This is a genomic window from Mesorhizobium sp. U510 (assembly GCF_059180695.1).
Window position 1 is genome coordinate 6,481,010 of record NZ_CP180532.1, and the last position, 16,254, is coordinate 6,497,263.

A 16,254-nucleotide genomic window follows, 5' to 3' on the forward strand; every position below is an offset into this window, starting at 1 on the left:
AACGGGACGCCTCGGCGCCCCATTTCGATCTGCTCCTCGCTTTCTGCATTGCTGCATTGCAGCGATAGACATTGCGCCCGGTATGGATACTCGCGCAGTCTGAAAATTGAACCGATTCAGTCTGGACGCCCCATGCCTCTGCCGATCCTTGCGCTTGCCATTGCGTCCTTCTGCATCGGCACCACCGAATTCGTCATCATGGGCCTGCTGCCGGAGGTCGCCGCCGACCTTCGCGTGTCGATCCCTTCGGCCGGCCTGCTGGTCACCGGCTATGCGCTGGGCGTCGTCTTCGGCGCCCCGATCGTCGCGATGGCCACCGCGCATCTGCCGCGCAAGCCGGTGCTGGTGGGGCTGGCCGCGTCGTTCGTCGTCGGCAATCTGTTCTGCGCCATCGCGCCTGACTATTGGACACTGATGGCGGCGCGTGTCTTCACCGCTTTTGGCCACGGCGCTTTCTTCGGCATCGGCTCGGTCGTTGCCGCAAGCCTGGTTCCGCGCAACAAACGCGCCAGCGCCATGGCCCTGATGTTTGCCGGCCTGACGCTTTCCAACATTCTGGGCGTTCCAGCCGGTACTGCACTTGGCGAAGCTTTCGGCTGGCGCTCCACATTCATCGCCGTGGTCGGCATCGGCTTGATCTCGGTCGCTGCCATCGCCTGGCTGGTGCCGTGGGATGTCGCCGAACCGAGCGGCGGCGGCCTGCGCGGCGAGTTGCGGGTGCTGGGCAGGCTACAGGTCTGGCTGGCGATGCTCATCGCCTCGCTGGCCTCGGCCAGCCTGTTTGCCGTTTTCACCTATATAAAACCCTACCTCACTGAAGTGTCCGGCCTGTCGACGTCTGCAGTCACCTGGGTGCTCCTGTTGTTCGGCGCCGGCATGACCATCGGCAACATCATCGGCGGGCGGCTGGCGGACTGGAAGCTGATGCCGACCGTCATCGGCACGCTGTTGTTGATGGCAGTGCTGTTCGTCGGCTTCATGCAGTTCGGCGCGATTGCCAGCGTCGCCATCGGCATTGTCTTCCTCTGGGGACTGCTCATCTTCGTCGTCGTGCCGCCGCTGCAGATCCGCGTCGTCGAGGCCGCTTCCGAAGGACCGAACCTTGCCGCCACGCTGAACCAGGGCGCCTTCAATGTCGGCAATGCCGGAGGCGCCTGGATCGGCGGCGTGGCGCTTTCGGCGGGCGTCTCCTACGCCCAACTGCCGCTGGTCGGCGCGATGCTCGCCTTGCTGGCGGTCACCGTCGCGGTGCTGTCGCAAGCGCTGGACCGGCGCGCGCCTGTCCCGCTCCAGGCTGCCGCCGAATAGACGTCGATTCGCCAAAGCGACGGAAATCTTGCGCCCATAGCGCGGCCGACTGGACCAATCGACAGCGATCCCTCAAATGGGCATGTCTTCTCGCTCTAACTGGAGAAAGTCATGCAGAAATCGATCGAACGCATCGCCGGCGACAGCGAGGGCGTTTCCTACGAATTCCCGGTGTTTCGCTTCGCCGGCGCCGACAAGGCGGCGCTATCGGCCTATCTGCAGGCCGCCCTCCATGCCGGCGAGTTGCCGGGGGTCGTCGCCATCGACGCGCTGATGCCGGCGCTGAACAAGGCCGCTGCCGAAGGCCGCATCAAGGGCGACATCACCATCGTGCCCTGGGCCAACCCGATCGGCCGCGCGCAATATCATTTCGGCGAGCATCAGGGCCGCTTTCATTTGGGCACCCGCACCAATTTCAACCGTGCTTTTCCGCTGCTCGCCGCGCCCGACGCCAAGCTCTTGCCCGACACCAGCTTTGGCGGCGCCGACCAGCGGCTGAAGTCCCGCCTGGTGCAGCTGTCGCTCGGCCACGACATCGTGCTCGACCTGCATTGCGACGATGAGGGCCTTGCCTATCTCTACATCCACACCAGCCTGTGGCCGGCCATGGCCGATTGCGCCGCCGCCATGGGCGTCGATGCGGTGGTGCTGTGGAGCGAGGACACCGACGGCACCTTCGAGGGCGCCTCGATCATGCCCTACCAGAACGTTCCTGCCGACGTGGCGAAGTTCGACCGCCGTGTCGCCACCACGGTCGAATATCGCGGCATCCTCGATGTCGATGGCGCCCTGGCCAAAGCCGACGCCGAAGGGCTCTACCGGCTGCTGGTGGCACGCGGCGTGGTCGTCGACGGCGCGCTGCCTGCGCCCGGCCCATTCAAGGGCGTCGTCGCGCCGTTGGAAAACATCGACATGATGCCCGCCCCCCGAGCTGGCGCTGTGCTCTATGACGTGAAGCCCGGCGACCGTGTCGTCAGGGGCGATCGGCTCGCCACCATCGTCCACGCGCCGGGCGAAACCGATGGCCGCGCGGAAGTGTTCGCGCCGCAGGACGGCATCATCCTGACCCGCCGCTCGCGTCGCATCATTCGCGCCGGCGAGGATCTGCTGAAGCTGGTCGGCGACAGGAAAAGCGCCGATGCCAGGTCGGGTACGCTCGAGGACTGACCTAGCCCGAAATCGCCAACCGCGCCTTGGCCTCCAGCCATTCCGCCATTTGCCGATACGGCACCGGACCGTGGCTGATGCGGGCAACGCCGAGTTCGGCCAGCCGCTGGCGCGGCGGCACATGCGCCAATGCGATGATGTTGACCGGCAGTCCTGTTGCCCTGCACAGCGCCTCGATGAGACCCTCGTCGCCAAGGCCCGGCGCAAAGAAACCACTCGCTCCGGCCTTTTCATAGGCATGCGCCCGCTCGATCGCCTGCTCGAGCAGCGTCTTGTCATGCGCATCGGGCTTCGCCTTGAGGAAGATGTCGGTGCGGGCGTTGAGGAAGGCCGGTATACCCGAGGCCTTGACGGCGGCCGCGGCCGCTTCGACCCGCTTCACCTGGACGGTGATGTCGTGCAGGCCGGTGCCGCCGACGATCTGGTCCTCGAAATTGAAGCCGATAGCGCCGGCCTGCAAGGCGCGCGTCACCGTCTGGGCGACGACTTCCGGCTCGACGCCGTAGCCGCCCTCGAGGTCCATGGTCACCGGCAGGTCGACCGCCTGCACGATGCGCCTGATGTTGTCGAGCGCCAGTTCCAGCGGGATTTTCTCGCCATCGGCATAGCCGAAGGCGGCCGCGACCGGCCAGCTTCCTGTGGCGATGGCCTTGGCGCCGGCCTTCTCGACGATCTTGGCCGAGCCCGGATCCCAGGCATTGTAAAGAACGATCGGGTTGCCCTTGATGTGAAGGGAATGGAACGTCCGCGCGCGCTCGGCCTGGTCGGTCATGGGTGTTTCCCGTTCTCTGGATGTCGGATGTATAGTCTAGGCAACGCCACCGGCTGTGGCGATGTGCCATGAGCCCGGGAAGCGGCGGCCACCGGACAGCCTTTCAAACCTGTTGCGCATCCGGTTTTTCGCCGCTATGGATTTCGCCATGAACATGCGTTCGACCAAGACCATTTGGTGGTGGGCCTGCTGACAGCGGCCTGTTCGAACGCGCGTGCGTGAAAAGAGAGGGTGGCCGCAACGGAAAGTCCGGGCGGCCATTTGTTTTTCCAAGCCAGTCCCGGGTCCGTTGCCCCAACAAGCTGATGGAGACGGCAATGACGATGAAGGTTCTGGAAAACGGCGCTGAAAGCTTCGTGACCGCGGGTGGCATCACCATCACGCGTGAGCGCCACGACCGGCCGTATGCGGGAGCGATCGACGCCTATGTCGATGGCCTGAACTCGCGCCGGGGCGCGGTGTTTTCCTCGAATTACGAATATCCCGGCCGTTACACGCGCTGGGACACCGCCATCATCGATCCGCCTTTGGTCATCTCCGCGCGCGGCCGCGCCATGCGCATCGAGGCGCTGAACCGCCGCGGCGAGGCTCTGTTGCCGGTCATCGGCAAGACGCTGGGCGGCCTTGCCGACATCACCATCGCCGAGACGACGAAGACGCTGATCCGCCTCGACGTCGCCAAACCCGGCCGCGTCTTCACCGAGGAAGAGCGCAGCCGCGTGCCCTCGGTCTTCACCGTGCTGCGCGCCATCACCGCTTTGTTCAAAACCGACGAAGACGCCAATCTCGGCCTCTATGGCGCCTTCGGCTACGACCTCTCCTTCCAGTTCGACCCGGTCGACTACAAGCTCGAGCGCAAGCCCAGCCAGCGCGACCTCGTGCTGTTCCTGCCCGACGAGATCCTGGTCGTCGACCATTATTCCGCCAAGGCCTGGACCGACCGCTACGACTATTCGGGCGAAGGATTTTCGACGGAAGGCTTAGCCCGCGACGCAATCGCCGAGCCGTTCAAGACCGCCGACCGCATCCCGCCGCGCGGCGACCATGAGCCGGGCGAATATGCCAATCTGGTGCGGCGCGCCATGGACTCGTTCAAGCGCGGCGACCTGTTCGAGGTCGTGCCCGGCCAGATGTTCTACGAGCGCTGCGAGACGCAACCCTCCGACATTTCGCGCAAGCTGAAATCGATCAACCCCTCGCCCTATTCCTTCTTCATCAACCTCGGCGAAAACGAATATCTGATCGGCGCCTCGCCCGAGATGTTCGTGCGCGTCAATGGCCGGCGCGTCGAAACCTGCCCGATCTCCGGCACCATCAAGCGCGGCGACGATGCGATCTCGGATAGCGAACAGATCCTGAAACTGCTCAATTCGAAGAAGGACGAGTCCGAGCTCACTATGTGCTCGGATGTCGACCGCAACGACAAGTCGCGGGTCTGCGAGCCCGGCTCTGTGCGCGTCATCGGTCGCCGCCAGATCGAGATGTATTCGCGCCTGATCCACACGGTCGATCACATCGAGGGCCGGCTGCGCGAAGGCATGGATGCCTTCGACGCCTTCCTGTCGCATGCCTGGGCGGTCACCGTCACCGGCGCGCCGAAACTGTGGGCCATGCGCTTTATCGAGCAGAACGAAAAGAGCCCGCGCGCCTGGTATGGCGGGGCGATCGGCATGGTCAATTTCAACGGCGACATGAACACCGGCCTGACGCTGCGCACCATCCGCATCAAGGACGGCATCGCCGAGGTGCGCGCCGGCGCCACATTGCTGTTCGACAGCATCCCCGAGGAAGAAGAAGCCGAAACCGAACTGAAGGCATCCGCCATGCTCTCCGCCATCCGCGACGCCAAGACCGGCAACTCCGCCAGCACCGAGCGCACCACCGCGCGGGTCGGCGACGGTGTCAATATCCTGCTCGTCGACCACGAGGACTCTTTCGTCCACACGCTGGCCAACTACTTCCGCCAGACCGGTGCCAATGTCTCGACCGTGCGCACGCCGGTGCCGGAGGAAGTGTTCGAGCGGCTGAAGCCGGACCTGGTCGTGCTCTCGCCCGGACCGGGCACGCCGAAGGATTTCGATTGCGCCGCGACCATCAGGCGAGCGCGCGCCCGCGACCTGCCGATCTTCGGCGTCTGCCTGGGCCTGCAGGCGCTGGCCGAGGCCTATGGCGGCGAACTCAGGCAACTGCATATTCCCATGCACGGCAAGCCCTCGCGCATCCGCGTCTCCAAGCCGGGCATCATCTTCTCCGGCCTGCCCAAGGAAGTCACTGTCGGCCGCTATCACTCGATCTTCGCCGATCCGGTGCGCTTGCCCGATGATTTCATCGTCACGGCAGAGACGGAGGACGGCATTATCATGGCTTTCGAGCACCGCAAGGAGCCGATCGCGGCGGTGCAGTTCCATCCGGAATCGATCATGACGCTCGGCCACAATGCCGGCATGCGCATCATCGAGAACATCGTCGCCCATTTGCCGCGCAAGGCGAAGGAAAAGGCAGCCTGACCTCGATGGCCGAAGCCGAGAACACGATGGCGATCGCAGCCAAGGCGGCCGCGAAGCGCAGGGTCGCCAACCTTGCCTTCTGGTCGATCGTGGTCGCCTTTGTCGTGCTCGCGCTGAAGTTGGCCGCCTGGTACATTACCGGCTCCGTCGCACTTTATTCGGACGCTCTGGAATCGATCGTCAACGTCATTGCCTCGGTCGCCGCCTTGTGGGCGATCCAGGTCAGTTACAAGCCGGCCGACCAGGATCATCCATTCGGCCATCACAAGGCGGAATATTTCTCGGCGGTGCTCGAAGGCGTGCTGATCGTCGTTGCCGCGCTGTTGATCCTCAACGAGGTCTGGCGGAGCTGGCAGACGCCAGCACCACTCGAACAGCCCTGGAAAGGTCTTGCCGTCAACGGCGTCGCCACCGTCATCAATGCCTTCTGGGCCTGGATGCTGATCCGCGTCGGCCGGGCGGAGAAATCGCCGGCGCTCGTCGCCGACGGCAACCACATCATGACCGACGTCGTCACCTCGGTGGGCGTCTTCGGCGGTCTGGTCGGGGCAATCCTGACCGGCTGGCATATCCTCGATCCGGCGCTTGCCGTCATCGTCGCGCTCAACATCCTGTGGCAGGGCTGGCACGTCATCGGCTCGTCGATGAACGGCCTGATGGACCGTGCCGTCGACACGCAGGAACACATGCGCATCCGCGACGTCATCTCGGCCAATTGCAAGGGCGCGCTGGAGGTGCACGACCTGAAAACCCGCATCGCCGGCCGCGCCACCTTCATCGAGTTCCATCTGGTCGTCGACGCCGACATGTCGGTCGGCGCCAGCCACGTCATCTGCGACCGCATCGAAGACGCGCTGAAAGCCGAAATCCCCTCGGTGCGCGTCACCATCCATGTCGAGCCCGACGACGAGGCCAAGCTGCCGAAAGGCACGACGGCCGTACCGTTTGCGTGAGGCGGTTCGCCGGCGCGACCTTGGAAAATTAGTCGAAGCCTCTCGACTTCGTCATCCACGGGCGGAGCAGGAGCGAAGCTCCGTCGCGGAGACCCGAGGATCCATGCCGCGACCTAGGATGAAGCACACGGCGGAAGACAATTCTGCACCGCAGCAGCGCTCAGGAGTCCCGGCATGGATCCTATGGTCTAAGCCGCGTCGCTTCGCTCCTTGCTACGCCATAGGATGACCACGCGCTGGTATTCAAGGCGCACAGGCCGATTGCGGCATTGGCACCAGCCGATAGACCTTGTCGTCCGACTTCGTCTTGCCGTCCGCTGCCTTCGAGCAGAGATCGACGATCGCCAGGCTGCTGTTGGGATTGGCCAGCATCATCGTGCCGTTAGCGCCGCGCTTGAGGAAGATTTCCTTCTGCGCGATGTCGCAGGAGAAATCGCTCATCTTCGAGCTTGCCGCGCAGCGCCACTGGTCGGCTTCGCCCTGGCAGGAATAGGTCTGCGTGACCTTTCCCGACTTCAGCCTGGTGGTCACCGAAACGGCGATGTCGGCGCCGTCAGGCCAGTTGGCGACGTCACCGCCCGACGCGAAGGACGCCAGTTCCACCGGCCCGCGGAAAACTCGGATCGACTGCGTCCGCTGGTCGGGATGCGAGGCCAGATGCGCCGCGTCATAGTCGCGGCCGTAGCAGAAGGCCTGGTCGGGCTTCAGCCGCTCGCGCAGCGGGAGGCCGAGCGCCGGATCGATCGGGTCGATGCGCGCGAACTCGGCCTTGCAGGTCGCGGCCGGCATCGGGTCGAGGCGGAAATTGTCGTCCTCTGTGCCCAGCGCCTGCCTGTCATATTCGGCCTTGCCGAGTTCCTCTTCCGATCCGGCATCGAGATAAAGGTCGGCCGAGACATCGGTGACAACCAGACGGCCTTTGTCATCGACCTTCAGCGAGGCCATGGTGCGGTCGCAGTCCATGCCGCAACGGATCGGCCCTGATGTGCCATCCTCGGATTCATGGTTGCACCAGCCGCCGGCCCATTGCGGCGCCTTGGCGCCACGCAACGTCGTGGTGAGAAAGCCATTATAGGATGTGTCGGCGTTTGCCGTGGGCTCTTCGTTCGGCCGGCTGACCGGGTCATGACCATAGTAGAAGAAGATCCGTGCCACCTTCTGCTTCGGATGCGCCTTGAGATGGGCCGCGTCATAGACCCGGCCGAAACAGACGTCCGCCCCGCTCGGGCTGAGTTCCCTGAGCTTGAGCGCGTCGTCAGCGACGGCTGTGCCTGTCAGCAAACCAAGCAGCGCGGCACCAAATCCGGCGCCCGCGATTATCTTCCATTCCCTTGCCCTGAACGTCATGTGACCTCTCCTCGCATCGACAGGACGTAGCGTCAACTTATGCTAGTATTGCGGCCGCAGCCACGCAAATAGCGGTGAAATCTGAGGAGGATGCCATGCGCCGACGCGACATGTTCCGCGCGGTTCTTGCCGGAACCGGGACGTTTCTTGGCCTGCGGGCCGCGCAGGCCGCGGCGACGGAAACCCCACGGCTGAAGGTTGCCTATCATCTGAGCGATGTGGACAAGGTCAACTTCGTGCTCGGCAACATCAAGAACCACTATGAGGGCACCGGCGGCAATGCCGACATCGTGCTGGTCGTGCATGGCCCGGCCCTGGCGAGCTTCAAGTCGAAGGGCATATCGGCCGCTATCTCCGGCCGCTTCGCCGGCCTGGTGCAGCAAGGGCTCGAGCCGCAAGCCTGCGGCAACACCATGCGGGGCATGGATATTTCGCTTGCCGACCTGCTCGACGGCTTCCATGCCGCCGACAAGGGTGGCGTCGTGAAGCTCGCGGAACTGCAAAGCCAGGGCTATGCCTATCTGCGCCCCTGAGGCTTGAACACCGGGGTGGCAAAGGCCTACGAAGGGCGGCAGACATCCCGGAGGAACAACAGTGCCAGCCACCAATACACTCAGCATTCCCGATCTCGCCGGCAAGGCGGTGCTGGTCACCGGTGCCTCGACCGGTATCGGCGCGGCCCTCGCGCTGGCCTATGCCGCGCAGAAATCCAGGGTGGCGCTGCATTACAATTCGAGCCAGGAGGCCGCCGAGAAACTCGCCAAGACCATTCGTGACAGCGGCGGCGAGGTGTTCCTCGTCCAGGGCGACTTTTCCGTTCCCGCCGACGTCGAGCGCGTCGTCGAGGACAGCGCGCAGCATTTCGGACGCCTCGACGGGCTGGTGAACAATGCCGGCGGCATGCTCGGCCGCATACCCTATGCCGACCAGACCGAAGCGCATTACGACGCGGTTATGGACCTCAATGCGCGTTCGGTGCTGACAGCCTCGCGCAAGGCGATGCCATGGCTGAAGAAGCAGGGCGGCTTCATCGTCAACACCTCGTCAATTGCCGCGCGCAATGGTGCCGGCGGCGGCGCCGGCCTCTACGGCTCGGCCAAGGCCTTCGTCTCCAATGTCACACGCGGCATGGCCAAGGAACTGATCGGCTTCGGCATCCGCGTCAACGCCGTGGCGCCCGGCACGATTCTCACCCCTTTCCATGAGCGCTATTCGACCGAGGAGCAGATCAAGGGCATGGTCGCCACCATTCCGCAGGGCCGCGCCGGCACGGCGGAAGACTGCGTCGGCGCTTACCTGTTCCTCTCGTCGGACCTGCTGAGCGGCTACATCACCGGCCAGGTGATCGAGGTGAATGGCGGCCAGTTGATGCCGTGACCGGCTATCTGCATACTGACGGTCCGCATACTCTTGTCGAAGACTTTGAAGGGGAGACAGCTGAATGTACGGACTGATCGGCAAGATGCGGGCGGCGCGCGGCCAGCGCGACTCGGTCATGGACGTGCTGCGCGCCAGCACCGGCGCCCTGCCGGGCTGCCTGAGCTATATCGTCGCCACCGACCCGGCCGACGCCGATGCGATCTGGGTGACCGAAGTGTGGACTGACCAGGCAAGCCACAAGGCCTCGCTGCAGCTTCCGGAAGTTCAGGCGGCAATCGCCAAGGCGCGCCCCTTCATCGCCGGCTTCGAGTTCCAGGTGGAGACCCATCCGGTCGGCGGCTTCGGATTGCCTGACGGCAAGACGGGCTGAGGCCTTCGGGCAGCTTTTTCAGCACGGCGGGGTTCGCATCGCCGTGCTTGGCGTCTAAGACCGAAACATGGATTCCTCGGCGCAGCCTCCCGACCAGCTTGCCACCGAGCGCATGGCGCGTATGGGCAAGCCCTGGCAATGGCTGGTCCTGCTCACCATCTCGGCCCTGTTCGCCAGCGCGCTCGAACTGGCCGCTCTGCCGGCGGCGCTGCTGATCGGACCGATGCTGGCGGCGATCATCGCCGGCACCAATGGCGCCACGGTGCGGGTGCCGCGCCTGCTGTTCGGCTCCGCCCAGGCCATTGTCGGCTGTCTCGTCGCCGCGTCGATCTCGGCCGACATCTTTCCCGTCTTCTATGCCGAGTGGCCGCTGTTCCTGGGCGTGGTGATTGCGACAGTCGCGGCCTCCAGCCTGCTTGGCTGGCTGATCAGCCGCTGGCGCATCCTGCCCGGCACCACCGCCGTCTGGGGCTCCTCGCCTGGCGCCGCCACCGCCATGGTGCTGATGGCCGGCGCTTTTGGCGCCGACCAGCGCCTCGTCGCCTTCATGCAGTATCTGCGGGTCATCTTCGTTTCGATGACGGCGGCGATCGTCGCCAAGATGTGGGTCGACACATCGGGCATCGAAGTCCCGCCCATCATCTGGTTTCCGCCGATCGATGCCCAAGCCTTCGCCGCCACGTCAGGTATCGCGCTGGTCGGCGGCCTTGCGGGGAAGCTGTGCCGGCTGCCCTCGCCCTTCTTCCTCGGCACCTTCATCTTCGGCACCGTCGTCCATCTCGGCCTTGGCGTCGAGATGCAGCTGCCGCCCTGGCTGCTGGCAATCAGCTACGCCATGGTCGGCTGGTCGATCGGGCTGAACTTCACCAGGCCGATCCTGCGCCATGCGACGCGTGCTCTGCCGCAGATCATCGCCTCGATCGTGGCGCTGATCGCCTTTTGCGGCGGGCTCGCCTTCCTGATCAGCCATCTCCTGGGCATCGATCCGCTGACTGCCTATCTGGCGACCAGCCCCGGCGGCATGGACAGCGTCGCCATCATCGCCGCCGCGGCGCAGAACGTCGACATCTCCTTCGTCATGGCGCTGCAATCGGCCCGGTTCCTGGTCGTGCTGCTCGTCGGCCCGAGCGTCGCCCGGCTGGTTGCCAGAAGCATCCGGGACTGACAGGCTGCAGCGCTTTCGGTGCCCACTCTTCACCCCCACCGGCCGGCAGCCGCCGCAAGCCGCTCGGGAAGGAAATCGACAAAGACCCGCACCTTTGGCGACAGATGGCGATTGGAGGGCCACAGCATCCGGAACTGGCCACGGCCGTCGATATGATCGTCCAGCACGGTGCGCAGCCTTCCGTCCAGCAACGCCTCGCGGACCAGGAAATCGGGCATGCAGGCGATGCCGAGCCCGGCGACCGTGGCACCCTTCAAGGCCTCCATATTGTTGCAGGTCAGCTTCGAGCGGGTCTGCGGTTCGGCGCTTCCGGTCGTGAATGGCCACTCCAGCAGCCTGCCGCTGTTGAGAAAGCGAAAGTTTATGCCGAAATGCCTGGTGAGATCCGCCGGTTTGTCGGGCGTGCCATGGCGCTCGAGATAGGAAGGCGCCGCGCACAAAAGCATACGAAAGGGTCCAACGGGTCTCGACACCAATCGTGAATCGGGCAGCTCGCCGCTGCGGATCGCGACGTCGATGCCTTCCTCGATGACGTCGACCACGCGGTCATTGAAATCGATGTCGAGTTCGATCTCGGGATAGCGGGACATGAACTCCGACAGCACCGGCAAAAGCAGATGATAGGTGACAATCGGGGTCGAGATGCGCAGCCGTCCGTGCGGCGTTTCCCGCGTCCGCGACAGCATCGCCTCGGCATCGTCGATGTCGTCGAGGATGCGGCGCACCCGCTCATTGAACAGCCTGCCCTCTTCCGTCAGGCCGACGCGCCGCGTGCTGCGCTGCAGGAGCCGCACGCCGAGCTCCTGTTCGAGCCTTGCGACGCTCTTGCCGACGGCGGAGGCCGAAATGCCGAGCGCCCGGCCAGCAGCGATGAAACTGCCAAACTCGGCGGTGCGGGCGAAGGCCAACAGGCCACTGAGACGATCCATCGTAATCTTCCATTCGAGCGTTTCAGTCCGGTATATCAGGAGATATAATACCATTTTTCCGGAAAGGCTGCTGACCTATCTTGTCGTTGCGACCGGCGCCGCGACCCACGCGCATGCCGATGGATGCTGCTTCAGATAGGAAAATTCATGACCTCGAAGACCACAACCGGCCCAGCCGAGCGATGGCTCGTGCTCTTGTCGGTATGCCTTGCCGCGATGACCATGCCCTTGACCTTCACCGGCCCGGCCGTCGCACTCTCACGCATCGCGGCCGATCTCGGCGGCAGCCCGATCGCGCTCAACTGGGTGACGAACGCCTTCATGCTGACCTTCGGCGCCAGCCTGATGGCGGCTGGAGCGCTGGCCGACAACCACGGCCGCAAGCGCATCTTCCTCGTCGGCCTCTGCCTCTATGTCCTGGCGTCGCTCGGCGCGATGCTGGCGCCCGGCATCGTCTGGTTCGACATGTTCAGGGCCGCGCAAGGCATCGGCGGTGCCTTGGCCTTCGCCGGCGGCGCCTCCGCACTTGCCCAGGAATTCGAAGGGCCGCTGCGGCTGCGCGCCTTCTCCTTCCTCGGCACAAGTTTCGGCATCGGCCTCGCCTTCGGTCCGATCGCCTCGGGCTTGCTCATATCCGCATTCGGCTGGCGGTCGATCTTTGTTCTGGTGGCAGTGCTGGCGATTGCCTCGGCGGTGCTTGGCATGCGCACTATCCGGGAATCGCGCGACCCGGATGCGACCGGCCTCGACTGGGCGGGAGCCGGCACTTTCACGACAGCACTGGCCTTGCTGACCTATGGTGTACTGCAGGCGCCGCAGAGCGGCTGGACCGATCCCCTGGTCCTCACGCTGCTCGCCGCGGCAGCCCTCTTCTTCGCCGCTTTCATTATCTTCGAGCGACGCGTGCGCCGGCCAATGCTCGACCTCACGCTGTTTCGCTTCCCCCGCTTCGTCGGCGTCCAGTTCCTGGCGGCGGCGCCCGCCTATGGCTTCGTCGTCCTGCTGGTGCTTCTGCCGATCCGCTTCATCGGCATTGAAGGGATGAGCGAGATCGAGGCCGGGCAATTGATGATCTGCCTTTCGGGGCCGTTGCTGATCCTGCCCTTGCTTGCCGGCCAGCTGGCGCGCTGGATCGCTCCGGCCACGATCTGCGGCGCTGGCCTGCTCATCGCCGCCGCCGGCCTCCTCTGGCTGAGCCTCACGCCGCCGGTCGCCGTCGCGCTTGTGGCGCCGCTGGTGCTGATCGGTATCGGCATCGCTTTGCCCTGGGGACTGATGGACGGGCTCGCCGTCAGCGTCGTGCCGCGCGAGCGCGCCGGCATGGCGGTCGGCATCTTCAACACCACGCGTGTCGCTTGCGAGGGCGTGGCGGTGGCCATTGTCATGGCGACCCTGTCAGGCTTCACCGCGGCGCAACTCGCTACTCAAGGAGCATCTTCCAGGGATGCGGCCGCCGCGGCGCAGCTGCTGGTGACCGGCAATGTCGGTGAAACGGCGCAGCATCTGCCAACGGCCAACGCCGCAACCCTGGTCCAGGCCTATGAGACGGCTTTCGACAGGCTGCTGATCGTGCTGGCGGCAATCACCATCGTCACCGCCCTCGTCGTCTTCCTCGGCCTGCGTCGCGGATCGGCGGCGCAGCACGAGCCTGTTTCTGTGCCGGTTTGCCAGGAAGAATAGCTGGCTCAGCCTTCTGTCAGGTGATGACAAGGCTCGCTATGCGGTCGCCATCCAGCGTGAAGGTCATATCGCCCTCGCCGTTGAAGCCCTTGCCCTCGACGGCGATGCGAACGCGATAGACGCCTTCCGCCGGCGTGATGCCGACGACGCTCAGGTTCGACTTCACGCCGATATTGTCGGCCTGGTTCCAGCGGGCGATCTGCTCGCGCCCCTGGAACGATCGTCCCCAGTCGCTCAAGAATGCGTCGTCGGCAAAGGTGTTGAGAAAGGCTTCGGTATCACCTTCATTGGTGGCCTCGACAAAGCGACGGATGGGGTCGGGGGTCGTCATCAATCGAGCCTGTGCATCAGATCATCATCCAGCCAGCGGCCGAAGAAATAAACCAGCTGCTTGTGCCACCATGGCCAGTCATGGCTGACGTCGCCGCCCCAATAGTCGACCCAGGCGGGAATGGATTTGTCGCGCAGGATCTGTTCCAGCTGGCGCGTCTCGACCAGCATGCGCTCTTCCCAGGCGCCCTGCCCGCAGCAGAAGATCAGCCGCAGCGCCTTCAGCCGCGCCAAAAGCTTCGGATCGACGATGCCGGGCAGGTAATCGAGCGGCGAGTTGTAGAAGATGTCGCCCTCCAGCGCCTTGCCGAAGAAGTCGCGAGCCGAATAGACCCCCGACAGCGAGATGACGCCACTGGCGAGTTCGGGAAAGCGGAAGACGAAATTCGACGAATGGTAGCCGCCCATCGAACAGCCTGAAAACAACGGCTTCAGTCTGCGCCCGCCATTGGCAGCCGATGCGGCGGACAGGATTTCCGGCAGCGCCTCCTCGCGCATATAGCGGAAATAGGCCTCGTGGCGGCCGATGCGATGCGCGGCGTCGGCATGCTTGTCGAAGAAGGATTCCGAATCGATGCCGTCGACCGTGAACAGCTGGATGCGGCCGGTGTCGATGAACTCGCCCAATGCGCCCACCCCGCCGGAATCCTCGAACTGGTAGAACCGCCCCTGCGAGGTCGGGAACACCACCACGGGCCGGCCGGCATGACCGTAGCGCTTGTATTCCATGTCGCGGCCGAGCTTGCCGGAGAAATGCTTGTGATAGGAGATGTCCATCGCCTCAGGCCTTTTCCGCATGGATATAGGCGACCGCCTCGCGCAGCGCCGCCTGATCCTTCGAGCGCATCTGATAGGCGTAATTTCCCATGGCGCGGCTGAAAACCTCTTCGATGGCCTGATGGTGGACGATCTTGTCGCGGTGCGCCGCTAGCACGTCCTCATGGCTGTGCAAATAGTGGAGGTGCCGCTTGCGACTGGCATAGGCGGTGAAATACCTGCCCTCATATGGCCCGCCGGCGGCGTCCTTGACCACCATGTCGGCCCATGCCGCGTAGACGTCGATGTCGAACGTGTAGTTGATGGCGTCGGTCATCCAGGCGCCGGGCGGCCGCATGTTGACCTCCAGCGCGATGATCCGGTCGTCCCTGGTCTCGAACAGCTCGATGTGGAAGAAGCGCTCGCGCACGTCGAACGCCTTCAGGATCTTGCGGCCGGCCTCCTCGACCGCTGGCCTGATATGGGGAAAGCAGGTGTAGCTCATATGGCGGTCCTTGTTGACCACCTCCATGACGCTCTGGTCGTAGCGGTGGCTGGCCGCCAGCACCACCTCGCCGTCGCGGTTGACCAGCCCGTCATACGTCACCACCAGCCCCTCGATGAATTGCTCCATGACGAAGGTCACGTGCTCGGGCTTGTCCCGGAAGAACTGGTCGAGCTCCCCTGTGTTGGAGATCTTAAAAGTGTTGGAAGCGCCAGAGCCGCTGTCGGGCTTCACCACCACGGGATAGCCGACGCGGCGGATGAAAGTCATGGCGCCGGCGCGGTCGGAGCATTTGCGCTGCGCGATGGTCTCGACGCCGCTCTTGCGGAAAAAGGCGCGCATGCGGCTCTTGCGCTTCAGGTTCTTCACGAAATCGAGCTTGGTGCCGTAGATGTTGAAGTCGGTGCGGATGTTGGCTTCCAGCTCTAGCCAGTGTTCGTTGAGCGATTCGAACCGGTCGACGCGGCCCCATTTGTGGATGAAATGCCCCATCGCCCGGAACACCGGATCGTAGTCCTCCATGTCGGCGACGCGGTAATATTCCGAAAGCGCTGCCTTCAGCCTGCCGTCAAGCGCGTCATAGGGCGCATCGCCAATGCCGAGCACGGTGGCTCCGGCCTTCTTCAGCCGGTCGCAGAAATCGGCGCCGTTGGTCGGAAAATGCGGCGAGAAGAACACGAAATTCATCGACAACCACCTCCCGGTGACAGGGCACCGCAGCCCCGTCGGCATCCAAGTCTGGCGCATTTGCGGCGCCTGGGGAAGAGCACCGGCATTTGGGATAATGTTCAACGGATTCAGCCCCCGCTTGCCTCTGCCGGGGCGCTCCTGTATGAGAACCGGCATGAACACGCGCGCCACCATCGCTTCCCGTCAGACCGGCTTTGCCGGCGAGACCGTGCGCGCGCTTGCCTCGACCCTGCTTCTTCTCGGCCTTATCGGCGATCGCCGGGTTCGCTGAAGGAGCGCCCGGCGGTCGAACCGCCGCGCAAGCGCATGCTCCTTAGCCAGTCTCAAAATTGGCAGTCACATCAAGCGAACGAAAAAATCTGGTAAAGGCGCCACTCGCCAGCCATCCGTCCGAG

At 64.4% G+C, this 16,254-nt stretch carries 15 protein-coding genes; 9 read left to right on the plus strand and 6 right to left on the minus strand.

The annotated features are described in order from the left end of the window. Positions 1 to 132 precede the first annotated feature (132 nt). The gene (locus tag ACLGL5_RS33520) at positions 133 to 1,308 is read left to right on the plus strand and encodes an MFS transporter (protein WP_069093006.1); all 1,176 of its coding nucleotides are present in this window, start codon (positions 133 to 135) and stop codon (positions 1,306 to 1,308) included. A gap of 111 nt (positions 1,309 to 1,419) precedes the next feature. Further along, positions 1,420 to 2,475, plus strand: coding sequence for a M14 family metallopeptidase (locus tag ACLGL5_RS33525; RefSeq protein ID WP_064980631.1), 1,056 nt, complete (start codon positions 1,420 to 1,422; stop codon positions 2,473 to 2,475). Between the two features lies 1 nt (position 2,476). Here ACLGL5_RS33525 and ACLGL5_RS33530 read toward each other — a convergent pair whose 3' ends face one another. Continuing rightward, complete coding sequence (locus ACLGL5_RS33530; protein WP_064980633.1) at positions 2,477 to 3,247, minus strand: isocitrate lyase/PEP mutase family protein; 771 nt, start codon at positions 3,245 to 3,247, stop codon at positions 2,477 to 2,479. 317 nt (positions 3,248 to 3,564) lie between these two features. Between ACLGL5_RS33530 and ACLGL5_RS33535 the strand changes: the two genes are divergently transcribed. After that, a complete protein-coding gene (locus tag ACLGL5_RS33535; RefSeq protein WP_064981644.1) occupies positions 3,565 to 5,754 on the plus strand; it encodes an anthranilate synthase in 2,190 nt (729 codons plus the stop codon). Between the two features lie 5 nt (positions 5,755 to 5,759). Next, positions 5,760 to 6,707, plus strand: coding sequence for a cation diffusion facilitator family transporter (locus tag ACLGL5_RS33540; protein WP_019860730.1), 948 nt, complete (start codon positions 5,760 to 5,762; stop codon positions 6,705 to 6,707). A 243-nt stretch (positions 6,708 to 6,950) separates the two neighbouring features. Here ACLGL5_RS33540 and ACLGL5_RS33545 read toward each other — a convergent pair whose 3' ends face one another. Further along, positions 6,951 to 8,054 carry a hypothetical protein gene (locus ACLGL5_RS33545; RefSeq protein ID WP_069093007.1) on the minus strand — a complete coding sequence of 368 codons (1,104 nt, stop codon included), beginning with the start codon at positions 8,052 to 8,054 and terminating at the stop codon, positions 6,951 to 6,953. A 95-nt stretch (positions 8,055 to 8,149) separates the two neighbouring features. Between ACLGL5_RS33545 and ACLGL5_RS33550 the strand changes: the two genes are divergently transcribed. From ACLGL5_RS33550 to ACLGL5_RS33565, 4 genes are all read left to right on the plus strand, one after another. Next, on the plus strand, positions 8,150 to 8,587 hold the full coding sequence (locus tag ACLGL5_RS33550) for a DsrE family protein (RefSeq protein WP_019860732.1): 438 nt from the start codon (positions 8,150 to 8,152) through the stop codon (positions 8,585 to 8,587). A 61-nt stretch (positions 8,588 to 8,648) separates the two neighbouring features. Next, positions 8,649 to 9,431, plus strand: a complete 783-nt coding sequence (locus ACLGL5_RS33555; protein ID WP_019860733.1) for an SDR family NAD(P)-dependent oxidoreductase — start codon at positions 8,649 to 8,651, stop codon at positions 9,429 to 9,431. 64 nt (positions 9,432 to 9,495) lie between these two features. Next, a complete protein-coding gene (locus ACLGL5_RS33560) occupies positions 9,496 to 9,804 on the plus strand; it encodes a putative quinol monooxygenase (RefSeq protein ID WP_019860734.1) in 309 nt (102 codons plus the stop codon). Between the two features lie 67 nt (positions 9,805 to 9,871). Further along, on the plus strand, positions 9,872 to 10,969 hold the full coding sequence (locus ACLGL5_RS33565) for an AbrB family transcriptional regulator (RefSeq protein WP_019860735.1): 1,098 nt from the start codon (positions 9,872 to 9,874) through the stop codon (positions 10,967 to 10,969). Positions 10,970 to 10,998: 29 nt separating this feature from the next. Here the strand turns inward: ACLGL5_RS33565 and ACLGL5_RS33570 are convergent, their stop codons facing one another. Beyond that, positions 10,999 to 11,898, minus strand: a complete 900-nt coding sequence (locus tag ACLGL5_RS33570; RefSeq protein ID WP_069093008.1) for a LysR family transcriptional regulator — start codon at positions 11,896 to 11,898, stop codon at positions 10,999 to 11,001. Positions 11,899 to 12,045: 147 nt separating this feature from the next. On the opposite strand from ACLGL5_RS33570, the gene ACLGL5_RS33575 reads away from it, so the two are divergent. Beyond that, positions 12,046 to 13,578 carry an MFS transporter gene (locus ACLGL5_RS33575; protein WP_069093009.1) on the plus strand — a complete coding sequence of 511 codons (1,533 nt, stop codon included), beginning with the start codon at positions 12,046 to 12,048 and terminating at the stop codon, positions 13,576 to 13,578. Between the two features lie 16 nt (positions 13,579 to 13,594). Here the strand turns inward: ACLGL5_RS33575 and ACLGL5_RS33580 are convergent, their stop codons facing one another. From ACLGL5_RS33580 to ACLGL5_RS33590, 3 genes are read right to left on the minus strand one after another with little or no spacing between them, the layout of a single operon-like run. Then, positions 13,595 to 13,909 carry a nuclear transport factor 2 family protein gene (locus ACLGL5_RS33580; protein WP_038649185.1) on the minus strand — a complete coding sequence of 105 codons (315 nt, stop codon included), beginning with the start codon at positions 13,907 to 13,909 and terminating at the stop codon, positions 13,595 to 13,597. Further along, positions 13,909 to 14,685 (minus strand): esterase family protein, encoded by a 777-nt coding sequence (locus ACLGL5_RS33585; RefSeq protein ID WP_069093010.1) that lies wholly within the window; start codon positions 14,683 to 14,685, stop codon positions 13,909 to 13,911. Before ACLGL5_RS33585 ends, ACLGL5_RS33580 begins: the two co-directional genes overlap by 1 nt. 4 nt (positions 14,686 to 14,689) lie before the next feature. Beyond that, the gene (locus ACLGL5_RS33590) at positions 14,690 to 15,856 is read right to left on the minus strand and encodes an ATP-grasp domain-containing protein (RefSeq protein WP_069093011.1); all 1,167 of its coding nucleotides are present in this window, start codon (positions 15,854 to 15,856) and stop codon (positions 14,690 to 14,692) included. Between the last annotated feature and the right edge of the window lie 398 nt (positions 15,857 to 16,254).

Coding starts and splice junctions, on each gene's coding strand:
- ACLGL5_RS33520 (WP_069093006.1), top strand. CDS start 133: ATGCCTCTGCCGATCCTTGCGCTTGCCATTGCGTCCTTCTGCATCGGC.
- ACLGL5_RS33525 (WP_064980631.1), top strand. CDS start 1,420: ATGCAGAAATCGATCGAACGCATCGCCGGCGACAGCGAGGGCGTTTCC.
- ACLGL5_RS33530 (WP_064980633.1), bottom strand. CDS start 3,247: ATGACCGACCAGGCCGAGCGCGCGCGGACGTTCCATTCCCTTCACATC.
- ACLGL5_RS33535 (WP_064981644.1), top strand. CDS start 3,565: ATGACGATGAAGGTTCTGGAAAACGGCGCTGAAAGCTTCGTGACCGCG.
- ACLGL5_RS33540 (WP_019860730.1), top strand. CDS start 5,760: ATGGCCGAAGCCGAGAACACGATGGCGATCGCAGCCAAGGCGGCCGCG.
- ACLGL5_RS33545 (WP_069093007.1), bottom strand. CDS start 8,054: ATGACGTTCAGGGCAAGGGAATGGAAGATAATCGCGGGCGCCGGATTT.
- ACLGL5_RS33550 (WP_019860732.1), top strand. CDS start 8,150: ATGCGCCGACGCGACATGTTCCGCGCGGTTCTTGCCGGAACCGGGACG.
- ACLGL5_RS33560 (WP_019860734.1), top strand. CDS start 9,496: ATGTACGGACTGATCGGCAAGATGCGGGCGGCGCGCGGCCAGCGCGAC.
- ACLGL5_RS33565 (WP_019860735.1), top strand. CDS start 9,872: ATGGATTCCTCGGCGCAGCCTCCCGACCAGCTTGCCACCGAGCGCATG.
- ACLGL5_RS33570 (WP_069093008.1), bottom strand. CDS start 11,898: ATGGATCGTCTCAGTGGCCTGTTGGCCTTCGCCCGCACCGCCGAGTTT.
- ACLGL5_RS33575 (WP_069093009.1), top strand. CDS start 12,046: ATGACCTCGAAGACCACAACCGGCCCAGCCGAGCGATGGCTCGTGCTC.
- ACLGL5_RS33580 (WP_038649185.1), bottom strand. CDS start 13,909: ATGACGACCCCCGACCCCATCCGTCGCTTTGTCGAGGCCACCAATGAA.
- ACLGL5_RS33585 (WP_069093010.1), bottom strand. CDS start 14,685: ATGGACATCTCCTATCACAAGCATTTCTCCGGCAAGCTCGGCCGCGAC.
- ACLGL5_RS33590 (WP_069093011.1), bottom strand. CDS start 15,856: ATGAATTTCGTGTTCTTCTCGCCGCATTTTCCGACCAACGGCGCCGAT.